We start from the raw sequence: 21,696 nt of genomic DNA, 5'->3' as shown, positions 1-21,696 counted from the left end.
TCGCAACGTTTCAGGTCTACGGACTATAGGTCAGGCAGGCACAGGTAGACCCGGGGCGCTCCACCCTCGTCCGGGATGGGAGACGTCGGAGTGTCGCGTTTGCCGGTGGCGACGACCGAGCCGTCACGGGGATCGACGATCGTGTAACTCAGCGGGACGGTGTCGTCGAACACCATCACCGGTCCGCCGTCCTCGCGGTACACGATCAGGCCGCCCTCCGCCGTACTCAGCGCCCGCCCCGAGATCGTCCGGGTCCAGTCCGGCGCCATGTCGGTGGTCGGCAACCCGTCCAGGATCTTTCCGAGCATTCCGACGTACGTCGATCCTTCGAAGTCGATCGCCTCGCGCCAGCCCGCGCCGGGTGCGAGGAAGAACTCGGAGTGGCCCGGCTCCTCCGCGTGCAGTCGCCACTGCCACAGGCTGCCCGCACCGTAGACGACGCCCATCGTGCCGCCCGCGCACAGGTTGCTCCACGCCTCGTGCCCCTGCCACCAGCCCTCAGCCATACCTGTCCGGCCGGTGTGCTCGTACGTCGGTTCGCCGTTCGCGACCGCCTTCACCGGTTCATTCCGCCACATGTCCGCGACCCGCTCCGGTACGTGCTCGCCGGTGTGGCCGGTCTGACACCACTGGAAGTCCAGCCAGTCCGCGTCCTGGTGAGCATTCGCGCGGATGTGCGGCCGGTAATGGATACCGGTCGGCTGCCCGTAGCAGTCGGCGGCGTGCACCTCAGCACCTCCGGCGGCAGTCTGCGGTTCGTGACCAGAGCCGTCCCCGCCGACCAGGTAGACGGCCGGCCGAGCGCCGTACCGCGCGACGAGATAGCGGCAGTAGGCGGCGTACTCGGATGGCGGTACGACGGTGCCCGCGACGTCTAGGCCCTTCCACCCGAAGCCTTGGAACACCGGCTGCAGGACAGGGACCAGGCCGTGCTCGACCAAGGTGTCGAGCAGTACGTCGAGGTACTGGAAGTACTCGACGTTCATCTGGTTCAGGTGACCGTCGGCGAGATCCTCGAAGCCGACCGCGAACCCCTCGTCCTGAGTCCGGTCGCGCGGCCCGACGGCGCGCATGTCCGGTTGGACGGTCATCAGCAGCACCGCGTTGAACCCCTTCGCCTGCCGGTCGGCGGCGTACTCGCGGACCTGGTCGGGGGTCGCCCGCCAGGGCAGCGCCCACGCGGTGTCGGCGACCAGCAGAGCAGGCGTGCCATCCGCGTGCACCAGGCTCCGGCCGCCGGGCGACATCCGCCAGAACCCGTGCCGGTAGAACGGGTTCGCCTCGTCGCTGTCCGCCGGACGCACCTCGAACTCACCGCTCTCGCCGGCGCCCTCCGCGCCGTGGGTCCAGCGCCAGCGACCCGCCTGCGGTGGCGCGAAACGGACGCGGTACGTGTCGCCGCCGTCCCAGAAGGTGGGCCGCCGGAGCACTACACCGCTCTCGTGCTCGAACTCGACCCAGTCGGCGGCGGCGGGCAGCTCGATCTCCTGCCAGACGGATGAGATGGACATGACACTCCAGGGATGCTCGTTGCCGTTAAGCTGATGGTGAGAAGAACACACGTGCTCTGGGGTCGGTGAAATTCCGAGCCGGCGGTGACAGTCCGCGACCCGTGACTTCGTGAGAAGGAGCGGTTGACCCGGTGGAACTCCGGGACCGACGGTGAAAGTCCGGATGGGAAGACGCACGTGGCAGCTGCACGTCCCCTGACCCGGGTCGTGGAGCTTGTCGTTGCCCCGGAGTGCTCTGAGTGCACTGCCCGAGAGGACAACGATCGTGAACACCGTGACCAGCCTGGACACCATCGAACACGCTGTCGCCGAGCTCGCCGCCGGACGGCCGGTCGTGGTCGTCGACGACGAGGACCGCGAGAACGAAGGCGACCTGACCTTCGCCGCGAGCCTCGCGACGCCCGAGCTGATGGCACTGCTCGTCCGTCACACCAGCGGGTACGTCTGCGCGCCCGCGGCGCCGGAGATCCTGGACCGGCTCGAGCTGCCGCTGATGGTGCCGAACAACCAGGACAGCCTGCGTACGGCGTACACCGTGTCGGTGGATGCGGCGACCGGTGTCGGGACCGGCATCTCGGCCGCCGACCGCGCGCGGACCGTCCGTGTGCTGGCCGATCTCTCGGCGCAGCCCGCGGACCTGATCCGGCCCGGCCACATCCTGCCGTTGCGAGCGGTCGCCGGCGGAGTCCGGCAGCGGCCCGGTCACACCGAGGCCACCGTCGAACTCGTCCGGCTCGCCGGGCTGCCGCCGGTCGGCGTGATCGGCGAACTCATGAACGACGACGGCACGCTGATGGCCGGCGCGGACCTGCGCGCGTTCGCCGACGCCCATGGCTTCGCGATGATCTCGATCGCCGACCTGGTCACTTACCTGTCGTGACCAGCTTGCGGGCGGCGTCCGCGATGCCCTCGGCGGAGAGGCCGTAGCGGTCCAGCAGGTAGCCGGCCGACCCCGTGGGCGCGAACTCGGGGAACCCGAGGATCGACACCCGCGCCGGATGATGCTGTACGACGGTCTCGGCGACGGCACCGCCGAGGCCGCCGCCGGACACCGCTTCCTCCGCGGTCACGATGCCGGCCGTCTCCCGCGCGGCCGCGACCACGGCGTCGGTGTCCAGCGGCTTGACCGTCGGCATCGACAGCACCCGGGCCGAGATCCCTTCCTCCGCGAGCCGTTCTGCGGCGGCCAGCGCCCGCCACAGCACGGTCCCGTTGCTGATCAGCGTCACATCGCTCCCGTCGCGAACCGTGATCGCCTTGCCCAGCTCGAACTCGTAGTCCTCGGCGTAGACCTTCGGCACGCTCATCCGGCTGACCCGGATGAACACCGGCCCGTCCGAGGCCGCTGCCCAGCGCAACGCCGCCGCCGTCTCGATCGGGTCGGCCGGAACAATGATCGTCATGTTGGCGATCGCACGCAGCCAGGCGATGTCCTCGATCGAGTGGTGCGTCGGGCCGAGTTCGCCGTACGCGACGCCAGGACTCATGCCGCAGAGCTTCACGTTGGTGTTCGAGTACGCGACGTCGGCCTTGATCTGCTCGAGCGCGCGGGCGGTGAGGAAGCAGGACGCCGCCGAGACGAACGGGATCCGGCCGCCGTTGGCCAGCCCGGACGCGACGCCGACCATGTCCTGCTCGGCGATGCCGACGTTGATCAGCCGGTCCGGGAACGCCTTGCGGAAGCTGTTCAGCTTGCTCGACCCGACCGAGTCGTTGACCACGCCAACGATCCGGTGATCGGCCTCGGCCAGCTCGGCGAGCGTCTCGACGTACGCGTCGCGGCAGTCGTACCGCGGCTGGTCCGCGATCGAACGGGTCTCGAGGACGGTCATTGCAGCTCCTTCAGGGCCTGCTGGTACTCAGCGGCATCGGGTACGCGGTGGTGCCAGGCGACGTTGTTGCTCATGAACGAGATCGGGTGACCCTTGTGCGTATGGGCGATCACGAAAGTCGGCTTGCCCGGCCGGAACGGTACGGCGGACAGCACGTCGAGCAGCTCGCCGTGGTCGTGACCGTTCACCTCCACGACGGCGAACCCGAACGCGGCCGCTTTCTCCGGCAGCGGGTCGAGGTCGTTGGTCTCCTTGGTGGTCGCGCCCTGCTGCAGCCGGTTCCGGTCGACGATCACGGTGAGCCGGTCCAGCTGGTACTGCGAGGCAGCCATCATGGCCTCCCAGTTCGAGCCCTCCTGCAGCTCCCCGTCACCGACCAGCACATAGGTACGGCGCAACGAGACGTCGAGCTTCGCCGACAGGGCATGACCGACCGCGACCGGCAGGCCGTGCCCGAGTGGGCCGGTGTTGGCCTCGACGCCGGCGACCTTGTTCCGGTTCGGGTGCCCGTTCAGCGCGGACAGCGGCTTGAGGAACGTCGCGAGGTCCTCGACCGGCAGGAACCCGAACGCGGCCAGCGTCGTGTAGAGCGCACCCGCGACATGCCCCTTGCTCAGGATGAAGCGGTCCCGCTCGGGGTCGTTCACCGTCGCGGGCGAGATGTCGAGCACAGCGCCGTACAGCGTGGCCAGGATGTCGATCGCGGAGAAGTCACCGCCGATGTGCCCGGCGCCGGCGTGGTGGACCAGCTTGAGGTCCTGGATCCGGATCTGTTTGGCGGCCTCGGCGATGTGCGCGATCTGCTCGGCGCGACTGCTGTGGACCGGCAGCCGGCCGAGCACCGGCATCGTGGTGTGTTCGACGGTCAGCGTCATGCCGGCCCTCACTCCAATCCAGCCATCGAACTCAGCAGCACCTTCTGGACCAGCCTCTGCGCGGCGAGCGCGTCGTGCGAGGCCTGCGCGGCAGCGAGGGCTTCGTCGTCCAGTACGTCGAGCGCGTGGTGGATCGCCTTGAGGAACGTGATCGCCTGCTTCGCGGCCTGGACGCTGTCCTCGCGGAACGGGAACTGGTCGAGCTGCCAGACGCCCTCCCAGTTGTTCTTCCGTAGCGTGTGGAAGAACTCGAACGTCTCGACCAGGTGCACCGAGCCGACCACCATGTCGTCGTCCCAGCCGCGCAGGTTGTCGTTGACGTCGATCGCGAACAGCCGGCCGTAGTCGATCGCCAGCTGCGCTGCGTCGGCCGGTGTCTCCTGGCCGTACAGCGAGTGGCCGAAGTCGAGCAGGATGCCCAGGTTCGGCAGGCCGATCTTCTCGATGCCGAGCAGCGTGCGGGCGACGTTCGGGAAGATGATCTTCACCCGCGGCTCGCGCGGCTTGTACTCGATCACGAAGTTGATGTCCGGATGCGCGGACACCAGTTCCTTCAGGCCGTCCAGCGCCAGGTTCCAGATGTCGTGGTAGTTGACCTGGAACGGGTAGTCCCAGCCGTCCTGCCCCGGCCACAGCTTCACGTACGAGCAGCCCAGGTCCTTGGCGAGTTCGGTTGCCTGGTGCAACAGCTCCAGCGCCTGCTTGCGGACGCCGGGGTCCGGGTTGGTCAGCGAGCCCTTGACGAAGTCGCGGGTGTAGATCTCCGGCGTGATCGCGATCGCCTTCAGGTTGTTCCGCTGCAGCGCGGCCTTCACCTCGTCGAGCGTCCCGTCGTACCCGGCGAACGGCCAGTTCAGGTCGACGACGGACAGGTCGCCGACCGCACCGGCGCGGTCGATCTGCTCGAGCAGTCCGACGGGCTCGCCGTACCCGTCAGTGGCATAGCGGTCCTTGTACGTCGCGAAGTGCCAGATCCCTGCGCCGAAGACCGGCATGTCAGTCATATCTTGTGTCCTAACCCTTGAGAGAACCGGCGGTGAGTCCGCCGACGATCCAACGCTGAAGCAAGGTGTAAGCAATGAGGATCGGCACCACGGCGATCAGGATGCCTGCCGCGAGACCAGTGTTGTTGTTGGCGAACTGGCCCTGGAAGTTCAGCAGCCCGACCGGGATGGTCTTGTGCGCGTCCGAGTTCAGCAGGATCAGCGCGAACAGGAACTCGTTCCAGGTCGCGACCGCGTCCAGGATCGCCACGGTCACCAGGGCCGGGACCGAGAGCGGCAGGATCATCGTGAAGAACACCCGCCAGTCACCGGCGCCGTCCACCCGGGCGGCCTCGATGATCTCGTCCGGGAGCTGCCGGAAGAACGACTGCAGCACCAGCACCTCGAACGGGATGCCGAACGCCAGGTACGGCCCGATCAGCCCGAAGATGCTGTCGGTCGCACCGGCCGAGCGCATCATGATGAAGACCGGGACGATCGTGATGTAGATCGGGATGGTCAGCCCGAGGAACACCGTGAACATCACCGTCCGGCGGAACTTCATCCGCAGCTTGGCCAGCGCGAAGCCGAGCATCGCCGACACCAGCACCCCGAGCGGCACCTTGATCAGCGCCAGGATCGCGCTGTTCTTGTACGTCGTGGCGAAGTTGCCGATCCCCCACGCGTCCGAGAAGTTCTTCCAGGTGAAGTCCGCGGGCCAGGACAGCGGCCCGTTCCCGATGAAGTCGGACAGCGGGCGAACGGCGGTGATCACCAGCAGCGCCAGCGGCGAAATCCAGAACAGTGCGATCACGATGAGGACCAGCGTTATGACCAGACCACGCTTCGTCCTAGGAGCCTTCGCGGGCTCAGCGGACTCGATCGACACGTCGACCCGAACCGGAGCCGTCAGCGTCATGAGGCCTCCCTTGTCTGGGAGCGTACGTACGGGATGCCGACTGCGATGGCCACAAGGGTGATCACGACGGCGATCGCGGTGCCGTAGCCGGCCTGGTAGTACTGGAAGACGTTGAAGTACATCCACGTTCCCATCACCTGCGTCGACGTACCCGGGCCGCCGTACGTCATCGCGTAGATCATGTCGAAGACCTTGAACGAATCGATCAGGGACAGCGCCAGCACGATGTAGTGCGCCGGCCGCAGGCTCGGCATCGTGACATGCCAGAACTGCTGCCATTTCGTCGCTCCGTCGACGGTCGCCGCCTCGTAGAGCTCGTTCGGAATGCCCTGCAACGCGGCCAGATAGAGCAACATCGGGAAGCCGGTCCGCAACCAGATCGCCGGCACCATCACGGCCCAGAGCGCAGTCGAGTCCTGCCCGAGCCAGGGCTGGGCGAGTCCGTCGAGCCCGAGCAGCCTGAGGAACGAGTTGATCGCGCCGTACTGCGGGTTGTACAGCCAGCCCCAGATACTCGCGATGGACACGAGCGGCAGGACGGCCGGGGTGTAGAAGATCAGCCGCAGGATCGGCTTGCCGTGCACCTTCCCGTTCAGCGCGATCGCCAGCAGCAGACCGATGACGGTCGGTACGGCGATCGTGACCACGGTCCAGATCAGGTTGTTCTTCACCGCGGTCACGACGACCGGGTCACTGGGCAGCTTGAAGTAGTTGTCCAGGCCGACGAACTTGTACGTCGCGCTCAGTCCGTCCCAGTTGGTCAGGCTGAACCACAGCGACGACACCGCCGGGTACACCAGGAACCCGACGTACACGATGAGCGCAGGCAGCGCGAACAGCCACGGGGACCAGCGGCCACCACGTTTGGGTTTGGAGAGCGCGACAGTCGTTGCCATGCTCAGCTCTTCGCCCAGGCCGAGACGATCTCCTGCATCTTCTTCGCCGCTGCGTCCGGCTTGACCGAGCCCTGCAGCAGGTCACTCTGCACGCTGAAGTACTGATCCGCCTGCTTCTTCGGGAACGCCTGGTCCTGGATCGTGTAGAACGGATTGCTGCCGTACTTCTGCGCCCACTCGGCCGACAGCGGCAGCGACTTCGGGTCCGGCTCGGCACCCTTGACGGTCGACGCGGTGATCTGCAACGCCTTCTGGGTCTCCGGCTTGGCCAGGAAGTCCAGCAGTTCGGCCGCCTTGTCCGGGTTGCTCGCCTTGGCGTTGATCATGTAGCCCTCGACGAACCCGGAGTGCCGGGCGGGTGTCTTGTCGGTCGGCAGCTCGAAGTTGCCGAAGCCCGACGGGCTCTTCTTCGCGGACAGGATGGCGGCGGCCTCCGTCCAGGGGCCGACGATGGTGTACGCCGTCTTGCCCTGCACGTACCACGGTTCGACGTCGGACGGGTCCAGGCCCAGCGCACCCTGCGGCAGCCACTTCTTGTCCTGCCACTTCTTGAAGAGCGTGAACGCCTCGACCACCTCCGGCCGGTCCCAGCTCTCGTCACCGGTCAGCAGCTTGTCGTGCAGCTCCGGCCCGGCGGTGTGCTCGAGCAGGTACTCGAACAGCCGCATGATGTCCCAGCCGTACTTTCCGCCCAGGCCACACGGCGTGACGCCGACGGCGACCAGCTTGTCGTTGACCTCCTCCAGCTCGGCATAGCTCTTCGGTGGCGCGCTGACGCCGGCCTTGGCGAACAGCGACTTGTTGTACCAGGCCCCGAGACCGAGCGACAGCAACGGCAGCCCGGCCTTCATGCCTTCGAAGGTCATCCCCTCGATCGCCTGCTTGTTGATCGAGCTGTCCCACCCGTACTTCTGGTAGTACGGCGCCAGGTCGAGCACCTGCTTCGCCTTCGCGAACGGACTACCGATCTGACCGCCCCAGATCCGCCAGATGTCCGGTCCCTTGCCGCCGAGCAGCTGGGTCCGGAGCTTGTCCGGGTAGACCGCGGCACCCGATCCGGGCAGGCTCTCGACGGTGGTCGTCGTACCGGCCTGCTGGTCGAACTTCTTCAGCTGCGCCTTGAACAGGCCGATGGTCTCGTCGCCTTCGTAGGTGAAGACGCGCAGGTCGTTCGAGGCCGCGCCGGTGGCGCCGCCACTGCTGGTCGACGTACCACCGCCCGTGCAGGCGGACAGACCGGCGCCGAGTGCGGCGGCGGACGTGAGACCGAGGAAGCCACGGCGGCTGAACGTGCTCATGAGGTGCTCCTTTGGCGGGCAAAACGGCGGATCTTGGCGAACATGTCCTCCAGCAGGAAGCGGACATCGACCTGCTCGCAGACCTGGATGGGGTTGTCGGTGCCGGGCAGGTACCAGCCGTCGACACCGAAGCGCGGCGCCGGACGGGTCCGGAAGTTGCCGCTGTGCGGGTAGAGCATCAGGGAGATGGCAGGCGAGTCGCCGAGGGAGCGGGACTCGATCGGCTCGCCGTGGTACGTCGCGTTCCACTCGATCAGCTGCTCGATGAGGTACTTGCCCAGCGGACCGGCGTCGCCGATCTTCTCCTCGAGCTCGGCGTAGCTGACCGAGACCTTGGTGTAGACGTCGCTCGGGACCTGCCAGACCGTGATCCCGGAGCCGAACACCACGTTGGCGGCGTGGATGTCGTTGGACAGGTTGAACTCCATCCGGTGGTCGGCCGCGTAGCCGTTGTAACCGCGACCGCCGATCCAGACCACGATCACGTTCCGGTGCACGAGCTCCGGGTCGAGCAGGATCGCCGACGCCATGTCGGTGAGCGGGCCGAGGAACGACACGAACAGCGGGTCACCCTCGGAGGCCAGCTTGGACTCCTCGATGATCAACTGCGCGCCGGGCGAGTCGAGCGGAGTCTGCTCGTCCGGGATGCCGGTGGCGGCGCCGTTCGCGACCGTGACCTGGCCGGTCAGGTCCATCAGGTCCAGCAGCAGGTCGATCTCCTCGCGGGACTCCTCCATACTGCGGTCCGATCGGCGGGTGCCGAAGTGCGCGGGGATCAGGCCGCGGACGTCGAAGGTCGGCGACAGCAGCCCGTGCACGATCGCGAACTGGTCGTCCGCCTCGTTCTTGGCATCGGTATTGATGATCACCCGGCGTCTGGTCGGCCTCACGCGCTCTCCTCCGGCTTTGGCGACGAATAGATATTCAGTAGTGCATAGCCTGTCGCCATGAGTGTCACCACGCGGCTAGAGTCACGTCAAGAGCTCAGTTGAAACTTGGAGGGGCGATGGTCCAGGCGGTACTGGCGGTCGACCAGGGCACGACCAACTCCAAAGCCGCCCTGGTCACCGCCGCCGGCCACGTCCTCGCCACCGCCTCCGCCCCGGTCGGCCTGTCCACCCCGCGCCCAGGCTGGGTCGAACAAGACGCGACCGACCTGTGGCAGAGCGTCCTGACAGCGATCACCACCTGCCTGACCACCGCCTCGTCTTCCTCCGCGGCGGTCGAGGTCGTCGCCGTGGCGCTCTCCACCCAGCGCGAATCCGTCGTGGGCTGGGACCGGTCGGGCGAACCGGTTGGCCCCGTTCTCGGCTGGCAGGACGTACGAACCGCCGAGTGGTGCGCCCAACTCCCCTCGTCCGTCGACGACCTGGTCCGCCGACGCACCGGACTGCGCGTGGACGCGATGTTCTCCGCGCCCAAGATGCGCTGGCTCCTCGACCGGTCCGACGCGTACGTCGGTACCGTCGACGCCTGGTTGATCCATCGACTGACTGGTTGCCAGGAGCACCTGACCGAGGCCGGCAACGCCTCCCGGACCTTGCTTTACGACACACTCGAGCTCGACTGGTCGACGGAACTACTCGAAGCGTTCAACGTGCCCCTGGCAGCGCTCCCCGACGTACGGCCGTCGAACGCCGGCTTCGGAGTCACGAAAGACGTACCGGGACTGGCCGACGGCATCCCGATCGTGGCCGTGCTGGCGGACTCACATGCGGCGATGTACGGGCAGGGCTGCACGCAGGCAGGGATGGCCAAGGCGACGTACGGGACCGGCTCGTCGGTGATGACGCCGGTGGACGGTTTCGTGCCGAGCGGGTGCACGCTCGCCTGGCTGACCGATCGGCCGATGTACGCGCTGGAAGGGAACATCGTGTCGTCCGGGGCCGCGCTCGCCTGGACGGCCGACCTCCTCGGCCTGCCGAATGTCGGCGCGCTGACGGCGCTCGCGGCGACTGTCCCGTCGGCCGAGGGCGTCGTACTGGTGCCGGCCTTCGCGGGGCTCGGGGCGCCGCACTGGGATCGCGAAGCGCGGGCGGCACTGACCGGGATGAGCAGTTCGACCACGCGGGCGCACATCGCGCGGGCGGCGGTTGACGCGGTCGCTCACCAGATCTGCGACATCACGGACACCATCCCCGGCACGCTCAGCAGTCTGCGCGCGGACGGCGGCGCGACGGTGTCCGCCCTCCTCATGCAGACGCAGGCGGATCTGCTCGGCCATCCCGTCGAGGCTGCCGACATACCCGAGATCTCTGCCCTCGGTGTGGCCGAGCTGGCCTGGACCACACTCGGGGAGACGACCGGCTGGGCCGGAAAGCGGTCCTTCCGGACGTTCGAGCCCGAACCCGACGCCGGCGATCGTGGCCGGCGCCGAGCCGAGTGGGCCCAGGCGGTCGCCTCGGTGCGCGTCAGGCCAGCTTGATCCGGAACACAGCCAGCCGGGCGTCGTGGCCGTCGACGCTCATCGGGATCGTCTTCGTCCCGACCAGATCGAGCCGGACCGAGCCGTCGCCGGGCAGCCAGTTGATGCGGTCGATGCCGTGGGCATACACCTTGTGCTCGGCGTCCTGACCGGTCGCCCGGTCGTAGCCGGGGTTGTTGGTGTCCGCGGTCCAGATCACCAGGTGACCGTTGTCGTGGTGGGCCATCACGCGCTCGCGGTGGAGCTTCTTGTGCAGCTGCCACTCGTCGCGCAGGGTCGGGTTGTTGTTGCCGTTGTAGGCGCCGGCGATGTAGTGCGAGTTGATCAGGGCGAACTTCAGCCCTGGGTGGGCGGTGTGCTCGACGACCACCTCGTTGATGAAGCGCGGCGGGGTCACGTTGGCGATGCCGCCGTGGACGAAGGTCCGCTTCGAGTTCACGATCTGCCACGGCGCCGGCACCGAGATCGGCACCCGGAAGGACTTGGGGTCGCGCAGGAACGCGTTGTGGTACTTGCTCCCGAAGTGCCGCGTGATCATCGGCACCTCACCCGAGTCACCCTCACCGATTTCCTGCCAGCCGACGAACGGCCGGTACCCCGGATCGCCACCGCGGACCGCCCGAATCGCCGCCTCCCGGGCACCGAGGTGCTTACGCCCGATATTGGCCGTCACCATCGGCAGCCGGAACCACCCGGTCCCGGCCGCAGCTCTCGACGCCACATCCGCCGGTCGAGCCGCTGATGCCGACTGGGCGGCGGCCACCGAACCGAGCGTAGCCGCGCCGGCCAGCGCACGACCCCCGAGCAACAGAGCCTGCCGTCTACTGATCCTTTCGGCCATGACCACCTCCGCAAGAGTCCGGCACCGTGGCCGGAGGGCGTTTGTCTTGTTGACGGGCTACGACGTAGCCAACCTCACAGCCGTTCCACCCGGGTGGTGGAGATCGCTTTCCGTTACAGGTTGACGGGAGGTTTTCGCCCACCTATGGTTACGGTCACAAGCTGCGGAAAGCCCTTTCCAAGGCTCGAAGGGAGGCGCACATGTGTGAGTTCGAGCCCGGACCGGCCGTGGCGCTGCCGGGCGGTATCGGCATCTCGAAGCTGACGGTGTACGACATCGAGGCTCCCGACGGCCTGGTCGGCGGTACGCCGCATGTGCACCTGGCCTGCTCCGAGGGGTATTACGTGGTTGCCGGCACCGGCGCCGTACAGACCCTGAACACGAAGGGTTACACCGAGACCCCGCTGCAGGCAGGAACCGTGGTCTGGTTCGACCCGGGCACGATCCACCGGCTGGTCAACGGCGGCGGTCTGCAGATCCTCACGCTGATGTCCAACTCCGGACTCCCCGAGGCCGGCGACGCCGTCCTGACGTTGCCGCCCGAGCACCTCACCGACCGCGAGACATACCTGCGAGCAACCACCCTCACCGGTGAGGGCGAGGACCGTACGGCGTCCGCGATGGCCCGGCGCGACCTCGCGCTGCAGGGGTACGCCGTACTGCGGGAACGGTACGAGGCGGAAGGACCCGCGGCGCTGGACGACTTCTTCGCGGCGGCGATCCAGATCGTGCAGCCGCAACTTGCGGACTGGCGGAAGCGGTGGGAAGACGGCGCCCGCCGACTCGCGGACGAGACCGGTGCCGCGCTGGACGCTCTGGAGGCCGGCACCGCGCCGCACCTGCAGTCCGCCGAGCTCCATCGACTCCCCGCCCCCACCGAGCTCGGCCGGCACGGCATGTGCGGCCGCCTCGATGTTTATGACACTCAAGCGCGAGAGGTAAGACTGTGAACGAGCGACGCATCGGCATCGTGATGAACGGCGTCACCGGCCGGATGGGCCTGCGCCAGCACCTCGAGCGCTCCATCGTGGCGATCCGGCAGCAGGGCGGAATCCCCGCCGCGGACGGCACGATGATCATCCCCGAACCGATCCTGGTCGGGCGCAACGAGCTGAAGCTGCGCCGGATCGCCGAACAGTACGGCCTGGAGCGGTACACCACCGACCTGGCCGAGGCGCTGGCCGCGCCGGACGTGGAGATCTACTTCGACTCGCAGCTCACCCAGCTGCGCGAGAAGGGCGTCCGGGCCGCGGTCGAGGCCGGCAAGGCGATCTATTGCGAGAAGCCGATCGCCGAGAGCCTGGACGCGGCCGTTGACCTGGCCAAGCTGGTCCTCGACTCCGGCCTGAAGAACGGCGTGGTGATGGACAAGCTGTCGCTGCCCGGCCTGCGGAAGCTGAAGCGGCTGATCGACGGCGGGTTCTTCGGCCGGATCCTCTCGGTCCGCGGCGAGTTCGGCTACTGGGTCTTCGAGGGCGACTGGCAGGAGGCGCAGCGGCCGTCCTGGAACTACAAGTCCGAAGAAGGCGGCGGCATCATCCTGGACATGTTCTGCCACTGGCGGTACGTGCTCGACCAGCTGTTCGGCGAGGTCAAGTCGGTGTACTGCCAGGGCGCGACGCACATCCCGACCCGGGTCGACGAGAACGGCGACAAGTACACCGCCACTGCGGACGATGCGGCGTACGGCGTGTTCGAGCTCGAGGGCGGGATCGTCGCGCAGCTGAACTCGTCCTGGGCCACGCGGGTGTTCCGCGACGAGCTGGTCGAGTTCCACGTCGACGGGACCGAGGGGTCCGCGGTCGCCGGCCTGCGGAACTGCCGCGCCCAGCACCGGTCCGCGACGCCGAAGCCGGTGTGGAACCCGGACCTCCCGGTCACCGAGAAGTTCCGCGACCAGTGGGCGACGGTGCCGGACAACGAGCCGATGGACAACGGGTTCAAGGTCCAGTGGGAGATGTTCCTGCGGCACGTGGTCGACGGCACCCCGTTCACCTGGGACTTCGCCGAGGCCGCCAAGGGCGTCCAGCTGGCCGAGCTCGGCCTCAAGTCCTGGCACGAAGGTCGCAAGCTCGAGGTGCCCGCCCTCGACCTCGGGACCAACTGATGGCCCTGGAGCTCCGCCTCCCGGCTGATCCCACCGCCTCCGGCGGACTGGAGAAGTATCGCCTCATCGGTCAGCCGGTTGCTCAAGGCACCTATTCCCCGGCGAGCTCGCGGTTGGCGTTCGCGGCGGCGCATGTGGTTGCGGATCCGTTGGGTGACAACTCGCCGGGTGCGCCTGCCGTGATCGACTGGGAGCACACGCTGGAGTTCCGGCGGCACCTGTGGTCGCTCGGGCTGTCGGTCGCGGAGGCGATGGACACCGCGCAACGTGGGATGGGCCTCGACTGGAAGGCCACGCAGGAACTGATCCGCCGCTCGGCGGCCGAGGCACCCGACGGCCGGATCGCGGTCGGCGCGGGAACCGATCAGCTTGCCCCCGGCAAGCATTCGCTCGAAGACGTGATCTCCGCCTACGAGGAGCAGCTCGCCGTCGCGGAGGCGGCCGAGGCGCAGCCGATCATGATGGCCAGTCGTGCGTTGTGTGCTGCAGCCGAATCCCCCGACGACTACCGCAAGGTGTACGACCGTCTACTCACGCAGTCGACCCGACCGGTCATCCTGCACTGGCTGGGCTCGATGTTCGATCCCGCGCTCGAAGGCTACTGGGGAAGCGCCTCGGTGGACGCGGCAGCGGACACCGTGGTCGAGCTGATCAACGACAACGTGTCAAAGGTCGACGGCATCAAGATCTCGCTCCTCGACGCCTCGAAGGAAGTTGCCCTGCGCAACCGCCTCCCCGAGGGCGTCCGGCTCTACACCGGGGACGACTTCAACTACCCCGAACTGATCCGCGGTGACGGCGAACGGCACAGCGACGCACTGCTCGGCATCTTCGCCGCGATCGCTCCGGCGGCAGCAGCTGCGCTCAAGGCTCTGGACGACGGTGACCTGGAGACGTACGAGAACGTGTTCGCGCCGACGGTCCCATTGGCCCGTCAGATCTTCTCCGCGCCGACGTACTACTACAAGACCGGCATCGCCTTCCTGGCTTGGCTCAACGGGTTCCAGCCCGGGTTCACGATGGTCGGTGGCCTGCAGACGGGACGGTCGCTGCCGCATCTCGCGGACACGTTCCGGCTCGCGGACCAGGCCGGCGTACTGACGAATCCCGAGCTGGCCGTCGATCGGTTCCGGCAGCTGTTGCGCGTGAGTGGGATCGACGCGTGAACAGGTACAGCCTCAACCAGGCGACCACGAAGTACTGGCCGCTCGAGGACGTCGTCGCAGCGAGTGCGAAGGCCGGTCTGGAGTGGATCGGGCTGTGGCGCGAGCCGATCCAGGAGTACGGCGTCGACAAGGCCGCTCGTCTGGTCGCGGACGCCGGCCTGAAGGTCTCGTCGTTGTGCCGTAGCGGCTTCTTCACGTCGACCGACGCGGTCGAGCGGAAGGCGAAGATCGAGGACAACCGGCGCGCGATCGACGAGGCCGCGACGGTCGGTACGTCGGTGCTCATCCTCGTCAGCGGTGGACTGCCGCCCGGATCACGTGACCTCGACGGCGCCCGCGGCATGGTGCGCGACGGGATCGCCGAGCTGGCGCCGTACGCCGAAGAACGCGGTGTCACGCTGGCAGTCGAGGCGCTGCACCCGATGTTCTGCTCGGACCGGTGCGTGGTGTCGTCGCTGGGCGGCGCGCTCGACCTGGCGGAGCAGTTCCCGGCGTCGCAGGTCGGTGTGATCGTGGACGCCTACCACCTGTGGTGGGACGCGGATGTGTACCGGCAGATCGAGCGGGCCGGCGAGCGGATCGTGTCGTACCAGGTCAGCGACTGGGTGGTCCCGCTGCCCGAGGACACGCTGCTCGGGCGCGGCATGATGGGCGACGGTTCGATCGAGCTGCGCCGGCTCCGCGAGGCCTGCGACGCGGCCGGGTACGACGGACCGATCGAGGTCGAGATCTTCAACCAGCAACTGTGGGACGCGCCGGGACAGGAGGTCTTCGACCTGGCGCTGGCGAGGTATCAGGAACACGTCCTCTGACAAGGAGCTGCCTGTATGACTGACCGGACCATTCCTGCCGACGGAATCGGGATGCACCTCTACACGATGCGAGATGTGCTGGCCGAGGACTATCCGGGGACGCTGAAGCGGCTCGCCGGGATCGGGTACCGCACGGTGGGGGTGAGTGGGCGGTTCGACCACACCGCGGCGGAGATCCGTGGGTTCGCGGACGACGCCGAGCTGTCGATCGTGCTGGAGCATGTCGGGTACGCGCGGATGAGCGACGACTGGGCCGGCGCGCTGGCCGACGTACAGACGCTCGGGGCGCAGTGGGCCGTCGTACCGTCGATTCCGTCCGAGCTGCACTCGGTCGAGGGCTTCAAGACCGCCGCGGCCGCGTTCACCGAGGCCGGGAAGGCGGCGCGGGACGCCGGGCTGAAGCTGCTGTTCCACAACCACGGCCGGGACTTCGACGAGGTCGACGGGCAGGTGCTGTACGACATCCTGCTGGACGTGGACCCGGAGCTGCTCGGGTTCGAGCTGGACCTGTACTGGGCGGTCGACGGCGGGCACGACCCGGCGAAGCTGTTCCAGGAGCACCCGGGCCGGTTCCCGGCGCTGCACGTCAAGGACATGGCCGAGGACGGGTCCTGGGAGGACGTCGGAGCCGGAAAACTCGACTTCGGCGCGATGTTCGCGCACGCGGAGTCGGGGGGCGTGGAGCAGTATCTGGTCGAGCACGACAAACCCACGGACGCCTGGCACTCGGCCGAGCGCAGCTACCGCGGACTGACCGAACTCCGGTACTGAGTCCTGTGACAACAAACGCTTAACCGGGTCAGCTGTGGATACGAGTGCTCACCCCCGGTGAAATCGGCCTATTCTCAACGAGTGCAGAACGAGCCATCGGTCCGGCTGTCTGCCGTCCGTCGCCTGTACGAGGTGAGCGCGCGGATGGGGGCCGGGCGAAGCCTTGCCGAAACCCTGCAGGCGGTCGTCGACGGCGTCGTGAACGGGCTCGGCTTCGGCATCGCGGTCCTGAATATCCGGCACCCGGACGGGAAGTTCGAGGTGATCGCCGTCGCCGGGTCGCCGGAGGCCCGGGCGGCGCTGCTCGGGAAGGTGAGCGCGTCGGACCTGTTCGACGCCGAGTTCGCGATCGCGGACGCGTGGGGCAAGCTCCGGTTCGTCCCGCACGAGCGGCTGCCGGAGGGCGAGGTGACCGGCTGGGTGCCCGACGTACCGGTGTCCGACGCGCCGGACGCGTGGCATCCGCTGGACGCGCTGTTTGCGCCGCTGTACTCGTCGGACGGCGACCTGGTCGGGATGCTGTCGGTCGACCTGCCCGAGGACCAGCGCCGGCCGGGTCCGATCCATCGGGAGCTTCTGGAGATCTTCGCGACCCAGGCCGGGCTGGCGATCGACAAGGCGCGGTTGACCGATCGGCTGCTGGCCGAGAAGACCCGGCTGGAGGCGAGCGAGGCGACGTTCCGGCTCGTCTTCGAGGGCGCCGGGAACGGGATGGCGACGGTCGCGTTCGACGGGCCGGAGCTGGGCCGGATCCTGCGGGTGAACGACGCGTTCTGCCGGATCACCGGCTACACGCCGGACCAGTTGCTCGGGACGCGGCTGGTGAGCTTCCTGCGCGACGAGGAGCCGGATCAGACCCGGAGCGAGCTGGAAGAGGTTGCCGCTAGCAACGGTACGTACCGCTTCGAGCGGGTGTTCACGCAGCCGAGCGGGAACGCGATCTGGCTCGCCGGTACGGCGGCACTCGTCACGCAAGGCGCCGGGCGGCCGCGGATCCTGCTCGTCCAGATCGACGACGTGACCGCCCGCAAGGACGCCGAACGCGAACTCCGGCACCACGCCGCGCACGACCCGCTCACCGGCCTACCGAACCGGCGCCTCCTGCAGCACCGCTTCACGAAAGTCCTCGAGCAGACCCGGGCCACGGGCCGCCCTGGAGCCCTGCTGTTCTGCGACCTCAACCATTTCAAGCTCGTCAACGACGGCTACGGGCATGAGGCCGGCGACCGCGCACTCCGCGAGATCGCGACCCGGCTGAGTACGGCGGTCCGCCACGGCGACACCGTTGCACGGTTGGGCGGCGACGAGTTCGCCGTACTGGCCGAAGACATCACCGCCGACGACCTCGCCACCCTCATCACCCGCCTCGAAACCGCCGTCAGCCGCCCCCTCCCCAACATCGCCGTCAAGGTCACCACGAGCGTAGGCACCGTCCCCATCACCCCCACCACCACAGACCTGGACGCCCTCCTCCACGAAGCCGACCAGGCCATGTACACCGCCAAGAACCGCCGCCTTTAGGAGTGGGGGTTCGGCTCGCGGTGCGGATGGTTGAGGCGATGCAGTGAAGGGCGCATGCATTTTGAACAGGAGATGTCGGGTGGCCGGGTAGTGCACCTGAGCGTGAATGTGCTCCTGCGTACGGCGTCTCCCTGGTGCTCTACCTGTCGAGCTTGCACACCGTCGAGCGACTGGCGCGCGACCGTTCGCGACGCGGCGGCGGGGGTGGGGACAGGTGCTGGTGACTGGGGACAGGCAATAGCAGGTCCCGCCCCACCACCGCCTGTCCCGAGTGGTGTGCCAAGGCCTGTGGTTGGTTGGATCTGTCTCCGGGGTGGGGAGAGTTACTGCCCGATCTGGGTAGGCAGGACTCCCCAACCCCCACCCTTCACCTTCGCGCCGGGACGGTCGCTCGGCGCGTGGGGTTAGCGTCTCCTGCTCAGGTTATGAGCCGAGGGTTTTGAGGGGTTCGTCGGTCAGGCGGTAGGTGGTCCATTCGTCTTGGGGTTTGGCGCCTAGGGACTTGTAGAAGTCGATGGCGGGGGTGTTCCAGTTGAGGACGGACCATTCGAGGCGTTCGTAGTTGTTGCGGACGCATTCCTGGGCGAGGGCGGTGAGGAGGGCTTTGCCGAGGCCGGTGCCGCGGGTTTCGGGGCGGACGAAGAGGTCTTCGAGGTAGATGCCGTGGACGCCGCGCCAGGTGGAGAAGCTCAGGAACCAGATCGCGCAGCCGGCTACCTGGCCCTCGTGTTCGGCGACGTGGCAGAACGCGGCGGGGGTGTCGCCGAAGAGGGCGGTCCGGAGTTGGTCCGCGGTCAGGTGGCACTCCTCGGGAGCACGTTCGTACTCCGCGAGCGCGTACACCAGTTCCACGATCGCCGGGATGTCCTCCGGCCGGGCACGGCGGATGCGTTCGTCGGTCTGCATACGGCCTATCCTGCACCGGTCAGGTCTGGTGCTCGGCCTCCGCCTCGGCTTCCAGCTCGACGGCGTGGGTGCCTGGACGCTTGTCGTCGACGTCGATCTGCTCGGACTCGTCGATTCCGGCGTACGTCTCGTTCTGCAGTTGGAGGGCGGCTGCCAGTTCCGGGTCGGCGCGCACGACGGAGCCGCGTTCGACGGTCAGCTTGTCGAAGACGGCGTACATCTTCCGCGGGTCCGGGTCCGTGCTCTTCTGCAGGTCTTCCGGGTACGACGCACTCGACGCCGCGTTCCACTCGTCCCGCTCGACCCGGTCGAAGTCGAGGCGGTAGGGCGACATCTCGGACACGTGGCTGATGAACTGCTTGGCGGTCGCGCCGTTTCCTTCGCGGAACGGGTGCGTGAGGTTCTGGTAGCTGTACACCTCGGCGATGCTCTGCACGAACTCCTCGCGCGACATCGTCGACCAGTCCTTGTCCTTGACCTTCGCACTGACCTTGTCGGTCCACTTGTCCAGGCGATCGGCCGGCACGAACGGGTTGCCCTGCTTGGAGATGTTCACGTCCCGGAACTTCCCGGCCCAGTCGTACACGTCCTGGAACATGTGTTTGTGGATCGCCTGCAGGTGCGCCTTGTCGTACGTGCGCGGGATGTCGACCTCACCGCGGTCGATCTCGCCCTGCCGGACGGCCCGCAGCTTGTACTCGGCGAAGTGCAGCTCGATCGGGTTCTTGATGTCGAGCTTGTTCTTCAGACAGCTGCCCGGCTCCCAGAAGTACGCGTCCCAGCGCTGCTTCCTGGCGGCGGCCTCCGCGGCTTCCTCCGGCGAGACCTCCTCGGTCACGCCGGTCCGCCGTCGGTCACCTTCGACAGCGTCCGGCGGATGTACTCCGCGGTGTCGATCCGGCCCAGTTCGCGGTCGATCAGATCGGCGACGTCGTCCCGGCCGGGCTCCCAGCCCTCCAGGCGGTTGTTCGCCAGCGCGTCGCTGACCCGCTGCTTCTGCTCGTCGTCGAGTTGGTCGAACAGGTCCGGCCACCGGCGCGCGTAGCGGCACGGTTCGTACGGCATCGGTCAGCTCCCCGTGTAGTCGGCAATTCCGGTCAGCCTAGCGAAGCTCCGGTTCCTACCGTTCACTCTCGTTAATTTACCGAACTGAGTCGTTAACCTCCGCGTCAAGCCACCGCCACCCGCCGCCTGAACACTGACAGCCCAATCCGATCAACACCGCTGACCCGCCCGTCATCTGGAGGAACCATGTCCGTGTCCCGCCGTCGCTTCCTCGGGTACGGGGGTACGGGCGCCGCCGCCGTACTGCTCGGCACCGGGGCCTGGGACGCCTCGACCACGTACGCGTCCCCGTCCGGCACCGGCAACCCGTTCACGCTCGGGGTCGCCTCGGGCGATCCGCAGTACGACGGCGTTGTGCTGTGGACCCGTCTGGCCACCGATCCGTACGCCGTCGACGGGAAGGGCGGCATGCCCGCACGCCCGGTCCGGGTCGAGTACGAGGTCGCGTACGACGAGAACTTCCGCCACGTCGTACGGCGCTCAAGCGTCGTCGCAACCCCCGAACTCGGGCACAGCGTCCACCCCGAGGTCCGCGGCCTGCTGCCGGACCACGTGTACTACTACCGCTTCCGCACGGGTCACGAGGTTTCGCCGACCGGCCGGACCCGGACCGCCCCGCACCCGCTGGCGAACCCGCGCGAGCTGCGGTTCGCGTTCGCGTCCTGCAACGCCTGGCAGGACGGGTACTTCACGGCGTACGACCACATGGCCAACGAAGACCTCGACCTGGTCGTGCATCTCGGCGACTACCTGTACGAGTCCGGCGTGAAGACCAACAAGCGCGGCGTGACCACCGACCCGCGATTCCACACCGAGACGTTCGACCTCGCGCGATACCGGCTGCAGTACTCGCTGTACAAGACCGAGGCTCCGCTGCAGGCCGCGCACGCCGCGCACCCGTGGATCCACACGTTCGACGACCACGAGGTGGAGAACAACTGGGCCGGCGACCTCTCCCAGCTCGACACCGAGCCGGACCAGGACCCGGCCGTCTTCCGCGCCCGCCGCGCCCAGGCGTTCCAGGCGATGTACGAGAACCTGCCGGTGCGGCACGAGCAGATGCCGTCCGGGCCGGACATCCGCTACCACCGCCGGCTCCCGTACGGCCGGCTCGCGGACTTCACGATCCTCGACACCCGCCAGTACCGCAGCGACCAGCCGTGCGGTGACGGCGACTCGTCCACGTGCGACGACCGGTTCGACCCGGACAACACGATGCTCGGCGGCAAGCAGCGCGCCTGGCTGCTGGACGGTTTCCGCCGCTCGAAGGCGCGCTGGCAGGTGATCGGCAACCAGACCCCGATGGGCCAGACCGACTGGACGCCGGGCCCGGAGACCCACGTCTGGCTGGACCCGTGGGACGGTTATGTTGCCGAGCGCAACAAGGTGCTCGCGGCCGCGCAGGACAGCGGCGTCCGCAACCTGGTGGTGATCACCGGCGACCGGCACCAGAACTACGCGCTCGAACTGAAGCGCGACTTCGCGAACCCGGACTCGGCGACGGTCGGCACCGAGTTCGTCGGTACGTCGATCACCAGCGGCGGCAACGGCGCCGACACGACGGACCAGGGTCGGCAGTTCCTGGCCGCGAACCCGCACCTGAAGTTCTTCAACTCACAGCGCGGCTACTCGCGCGTGACGATCGACCAGCACGAGTGGCGCAACGACTTCCGGGTCGTGCCGTACGTCGACACGCCGGGCGCTCCGATCAGCACGCGCGCGACGTACGTCGTCGAGGACCGCCGCCCGCACGTCCACTCCGCCTGAC

General features: G+C 67.9%; 21 protein-coding genes and 1 riboswitch. Of the genes, 9 read left to right on the top strand and 12 right to left on the bottom strand.

Features of this window, described 5'->3' with window-relative positions:
- Window positions 1–23 precede the first annotated feature (23 nt).
- Window positions 24–1,511, bottom strand: a complete 1,488-nt coding sequence (locus tag EV137_RS18995; protein ID WP_134130200.1) for a glycoside hydrolase family 140 protein — start codon at window positions 1,509–1,511, stop codon at window positions 24–26.
- A 47-nt stretch (window positions 1,512–1,558) separates the two neighbouring features.
- Window positions 1,559–1,692: riboswitch (FMN riboswitch) on the top strand.
- 84 nt (window positions 1,693–1,776) lie between these two features.
- On the opposite strand from EV137_RS18995, the gene ribB reads away from it, so the two are divergent.
- Entirely contained in the window at window positions 1,777–2,391 is a 615-nt protein-coding gene (gene ribB / locus EV137_RS18990; protein WP_134002182.1) for a 3,4-dihydroxy-2-butanone-4-phosphate synthase, read from the top strand.
- On the opposite strand, the gene EV137_RS18985 is transcribed toward ribB, so the two are convergent.
- The 7 genes from EV137_RS18985 to EV137_RS18955 are packed head-to-tail and all read right to left on the bottom strand — an operon-like array spanning window position 2,375 to window position 9,204.
- Window positions 2,375–3,343: a transketolase family protein gene (locus EV137_RS18985; protein WP_134002180.1), complete on the bottom strand. Its 969-nt coding sequence runs from the start codon at window positions 3,341–3,343 to the stop codon at window positions 2,375–2,377. The genes ribB and EV137_RS18985 overlap by 17 nt on opposite strands.
- The gene (locus EV137_RS18980; protein ID WP_134002178.1) at window positions 3,340–4,218 is read right to left on the bottom strand and encodes a transketolase; all 879 of its coding nucleotides are present in this window, start codon (window positions 4,216–4,218) and stop codon (window positions 3,340–3,342) included. Before EV137_RS18980 ends, EV137_RS18985 begins: the two co-directional genes overlap by 4 nt.
- 8 nt (window positions 4,219–4,226) lie before the next feature.
- On the bottom strand, window positions 4,227–5,222 hold the full coding sequence (locus EV137_RS18975; protein ID WP_134130199.1) for a sugar phosphate isomerase/epimerase family protein: 996 nt from the start codon (window positions 5,220–5,222) through the stop codon (window positions 4,227–4,229).
- Window positions 5,223–5,232: 10 nt separating this feature from the next.
- A complete protein-coding gene (locus tag EV137_RS18970; protein ID WP_134130198.1) occupies window positions 5,233–6,120 on the bottom strand; it encodes a carbohydrate ABC transporter permease in 888 nt (295 codons plus the stop codon).
- On the bottom strand, window positions 6,117–7,016 hold the full coding sequence (locus EV137_RS18965) for a carbohydrate ABC transporter permease (protein WP_134130197.1): 900 nt from the start codon (window positions 7,014–7,016) through the stop codon (window positions 6,117–6,119). The genes EV137_RS18970 and EV137_RS18965 overlap by 4 nt, the downstream gene beginning before the upstream one ends.
- Before the next feature lie 2 nt (window positions 7,017–7,018).
- Complete coding sequence (locus EV137_RS18960; RefSeq protein ID WP_134002172.1) at window positions 7,019–8,314, bottom strand: ABC transporter substrate-binding protein; 1,296 nt, start codon at window positions 8,312–8,314, stop codon at window positions 7,019–7,021.
- On the bottom strand, window positions 8,311–9,204 hold the full coding sequence (locus EV137_RS18955) for a nucleoside hydrolase (RefSeq protein ID WP_134002170.1): 894 nt from the start codon (window positions 9,202–9,204) through the stop codon (window positions 8,311–8,313). The genes EV137_RS18960 and EV137_RS18955 overlap by 4 nt, the downstream gene beginning before the upstream one ends.
- Before the next feature lie 116 nt (window positions 9,205–9,320).
- Between EV137_RS18955 and EV137_RS18950 the strand changes: the two genes are divergently transcribed.
- Window positions 9,321–10,739, top strand: a complete 1,419-nt coding sequence (locus EV137_RS18950) for an FGGY family carbohydrate kinase (RefSeq protein WP_134130196.1) — start codon at window positions 9,321–9,323, stop codon at window positions 10,737–10,739.
- Here EV137_RS18950 and EV137_RS18945 read toward each other — a convergent pair.
- Window positions 10,726–11,580, bottom strand: coding sequence for a hypothetical protein (locus EV137_RS18945; RefSeq protein ID WP_134130195.1), 855 nt, complete (start codon window positions 11,578–11,580; stop codon window positions 10,726–10,728). The two genes, EV137_RS18950 and EV137_RS18945, sit on opposite strands and share 14 nt — an antisense overlap.
- A gap of 200 nt (window positions 11,581–11,780) precedes the next feature.
- Here EV137_RS18945 and EV137_RS18940 point away from each other — a divergent pair, with 200 nt between their 5' ends.
- The 6 genes from EV137_RS18940 (at window position 11,781) to EV137_RS18915 (ending at window position 17,957) form a co-directional block, all read left to right on the top strand.
- Window positions 11,781–12,530 carry a cupin domain-containing protein gene (locus tag EV137_RS18940; protein WP_134130194.1) on the top strand — a complete coding sequence of 250 codons (750 nt, stop codon included), beginning with the start codon at window positions 11,781–11,783 and terminating at the stop codon, window positions 12,528–12,530.
- Window positions 12,527–13,687, top strand: coding sequence for a Gfo/Idh/MocA family protein (locus tag EV137_RS18935; RefSeq protein ID WP_134130193.1), 1,161 nt, complete (start codon window positions 12,527–12,529; stop codon window positions 13,685–13,687). The genes EV137_RS18940 and EV137_RS18935 overlap by 4 nt, the downstream gene beginning before the upstream one ends.
- On the top strand, window positions 13,687–14,853 hold the full coding sequence (locus tag EV137_RS18930) for a dihydrodipicolinate synthase family protein (RefSeq protein ID WP_134130192.1): 1,167 nt from the start codon (window positions 13,687–13,689) through the stop codon (window positions 14,851–14,853). The genes EV137_RS18935 and EV137_RS18930 overlap by 1 nt, the downstream gene beginning before the upstream one ends.
- Entirely contained in the window at window positions 14,850–15,665 is an 816-nt protein-coding gene (locus EV137_RS18925; RefSeq protein WP_134130191.1) for a sugar phosphate isomerase/epimerase family protein, read from the top strand. The genes EV137_RS18930 and EV137_RS18925 overlap by 4 nt, the downstream gene beginning before the upstream one ends.
- Before the next feature lie 15 nt (window positions 15,666–15,680).
- On the top strand, window positions 15,681–16,436 hold the full coding sequence (locus EV137_RS18920; RefSeq protein ID WP_134130190.1) for a sugar phosphate isomerase/epimerase family protein: 756 nt from the start codon (window positions 15,681–15,683) through the stop codon (window positions 16,434–16,436).
- An 81-nt stretch (window positions 16,437–16,517) separates the two neighbouring features.
- Window positions 16,518–17,957, top strand: coding sequence for a diguanylate cyclase domain-containing protein (locus EV137_RS18915; RefSeq protein ID WP_134002153.1), 1,440 nt, complete (start codon window positions 16,518–16,520; stop codon window positions 17,955–17,957).
- Window positions 17,958–18,380: 423 nt separating this feature from the next.
- Here EV137_RS18915 and EV137_RS18910 read toward each other — a convergent pair whose 3' ends face one another.
- Genes EV137_RS18910 through EV137_RS18900 form a run of 3 tightly spaced genes read right to left on the bottom strand, consistent with a single transcriptional unit; the run spans window position 18,381 to window position 19,928 of the window.
- Window positions 18,381–18,863 (bottom strand): GNAT family N-acetyltransferase, encoded by a 483-nt coding sequence (locus tag EV137_RS18910; protein WP_134130189.1) that lies wholly within the window; start codon window positions 18,861–18,863, stop codon window positions 18,381–18,383.
- Between the two features lie 19 nt (window positions 18,864–18,882).
- Window positions 18,883–19,701, bottom strand: a complete 819-nt coding sequence (locus EV137_RS18905; protein WP_134130188.1) for a Fic/DOC family protein — start codon at window positions 19,699–19,701, stop codon at window positions 18,883–18,885.
- The gene (locus EV137_RS18900; RefSeq protein ID WP_134002147.1) at window positions 19,698–19,928 is read right to left on the bottom strand and encodes an antitoxin VbhA family protein; all 231 of its coding nucleotides are present in this window, start codon (window positions 19,926–19,928) and stop codon (window positions 19,698–19,700) included. Before EV137_RS18900 ends, EV137_RS18905 begins: the two co-directional genes overlap by 4 nt.
- 186 nt (window positions 19,929–20,114) lie before the next feature.
- Between EV137_RS18900 and EV137_RS18895 the strand changes: the two genes are divergently transcribed.
- On the top strand, window positions 20,115–21,695 hold the full coding sequence (locus tag EV137_RS18895) for an alkaline phosphatase D family protein (protein ID WP_134130187.1): 1,581 nt from the start codon (window positions 20,115–20,117) through the stop codon (window positions 21,693–21,695).
- The last annotated feature ends 1 nt before the right edge of the window (window position 21,696 follow it).

The sequence above is a fragment of the Kribbella pratensis genome (genome assembly GCF_004366075.1).
Taxonomy (GTDB): domain Bacteria; phylum Actinomycetota; class Actinomycetes; order Propionibacteriales; family Kribbellaceae; genus Kribbella; species Kribbella pratensis.
Note: the sequence above shows the minus strand (reverse complement) of the source record. Positions and strands in the feature narration are given on the sequence as shown.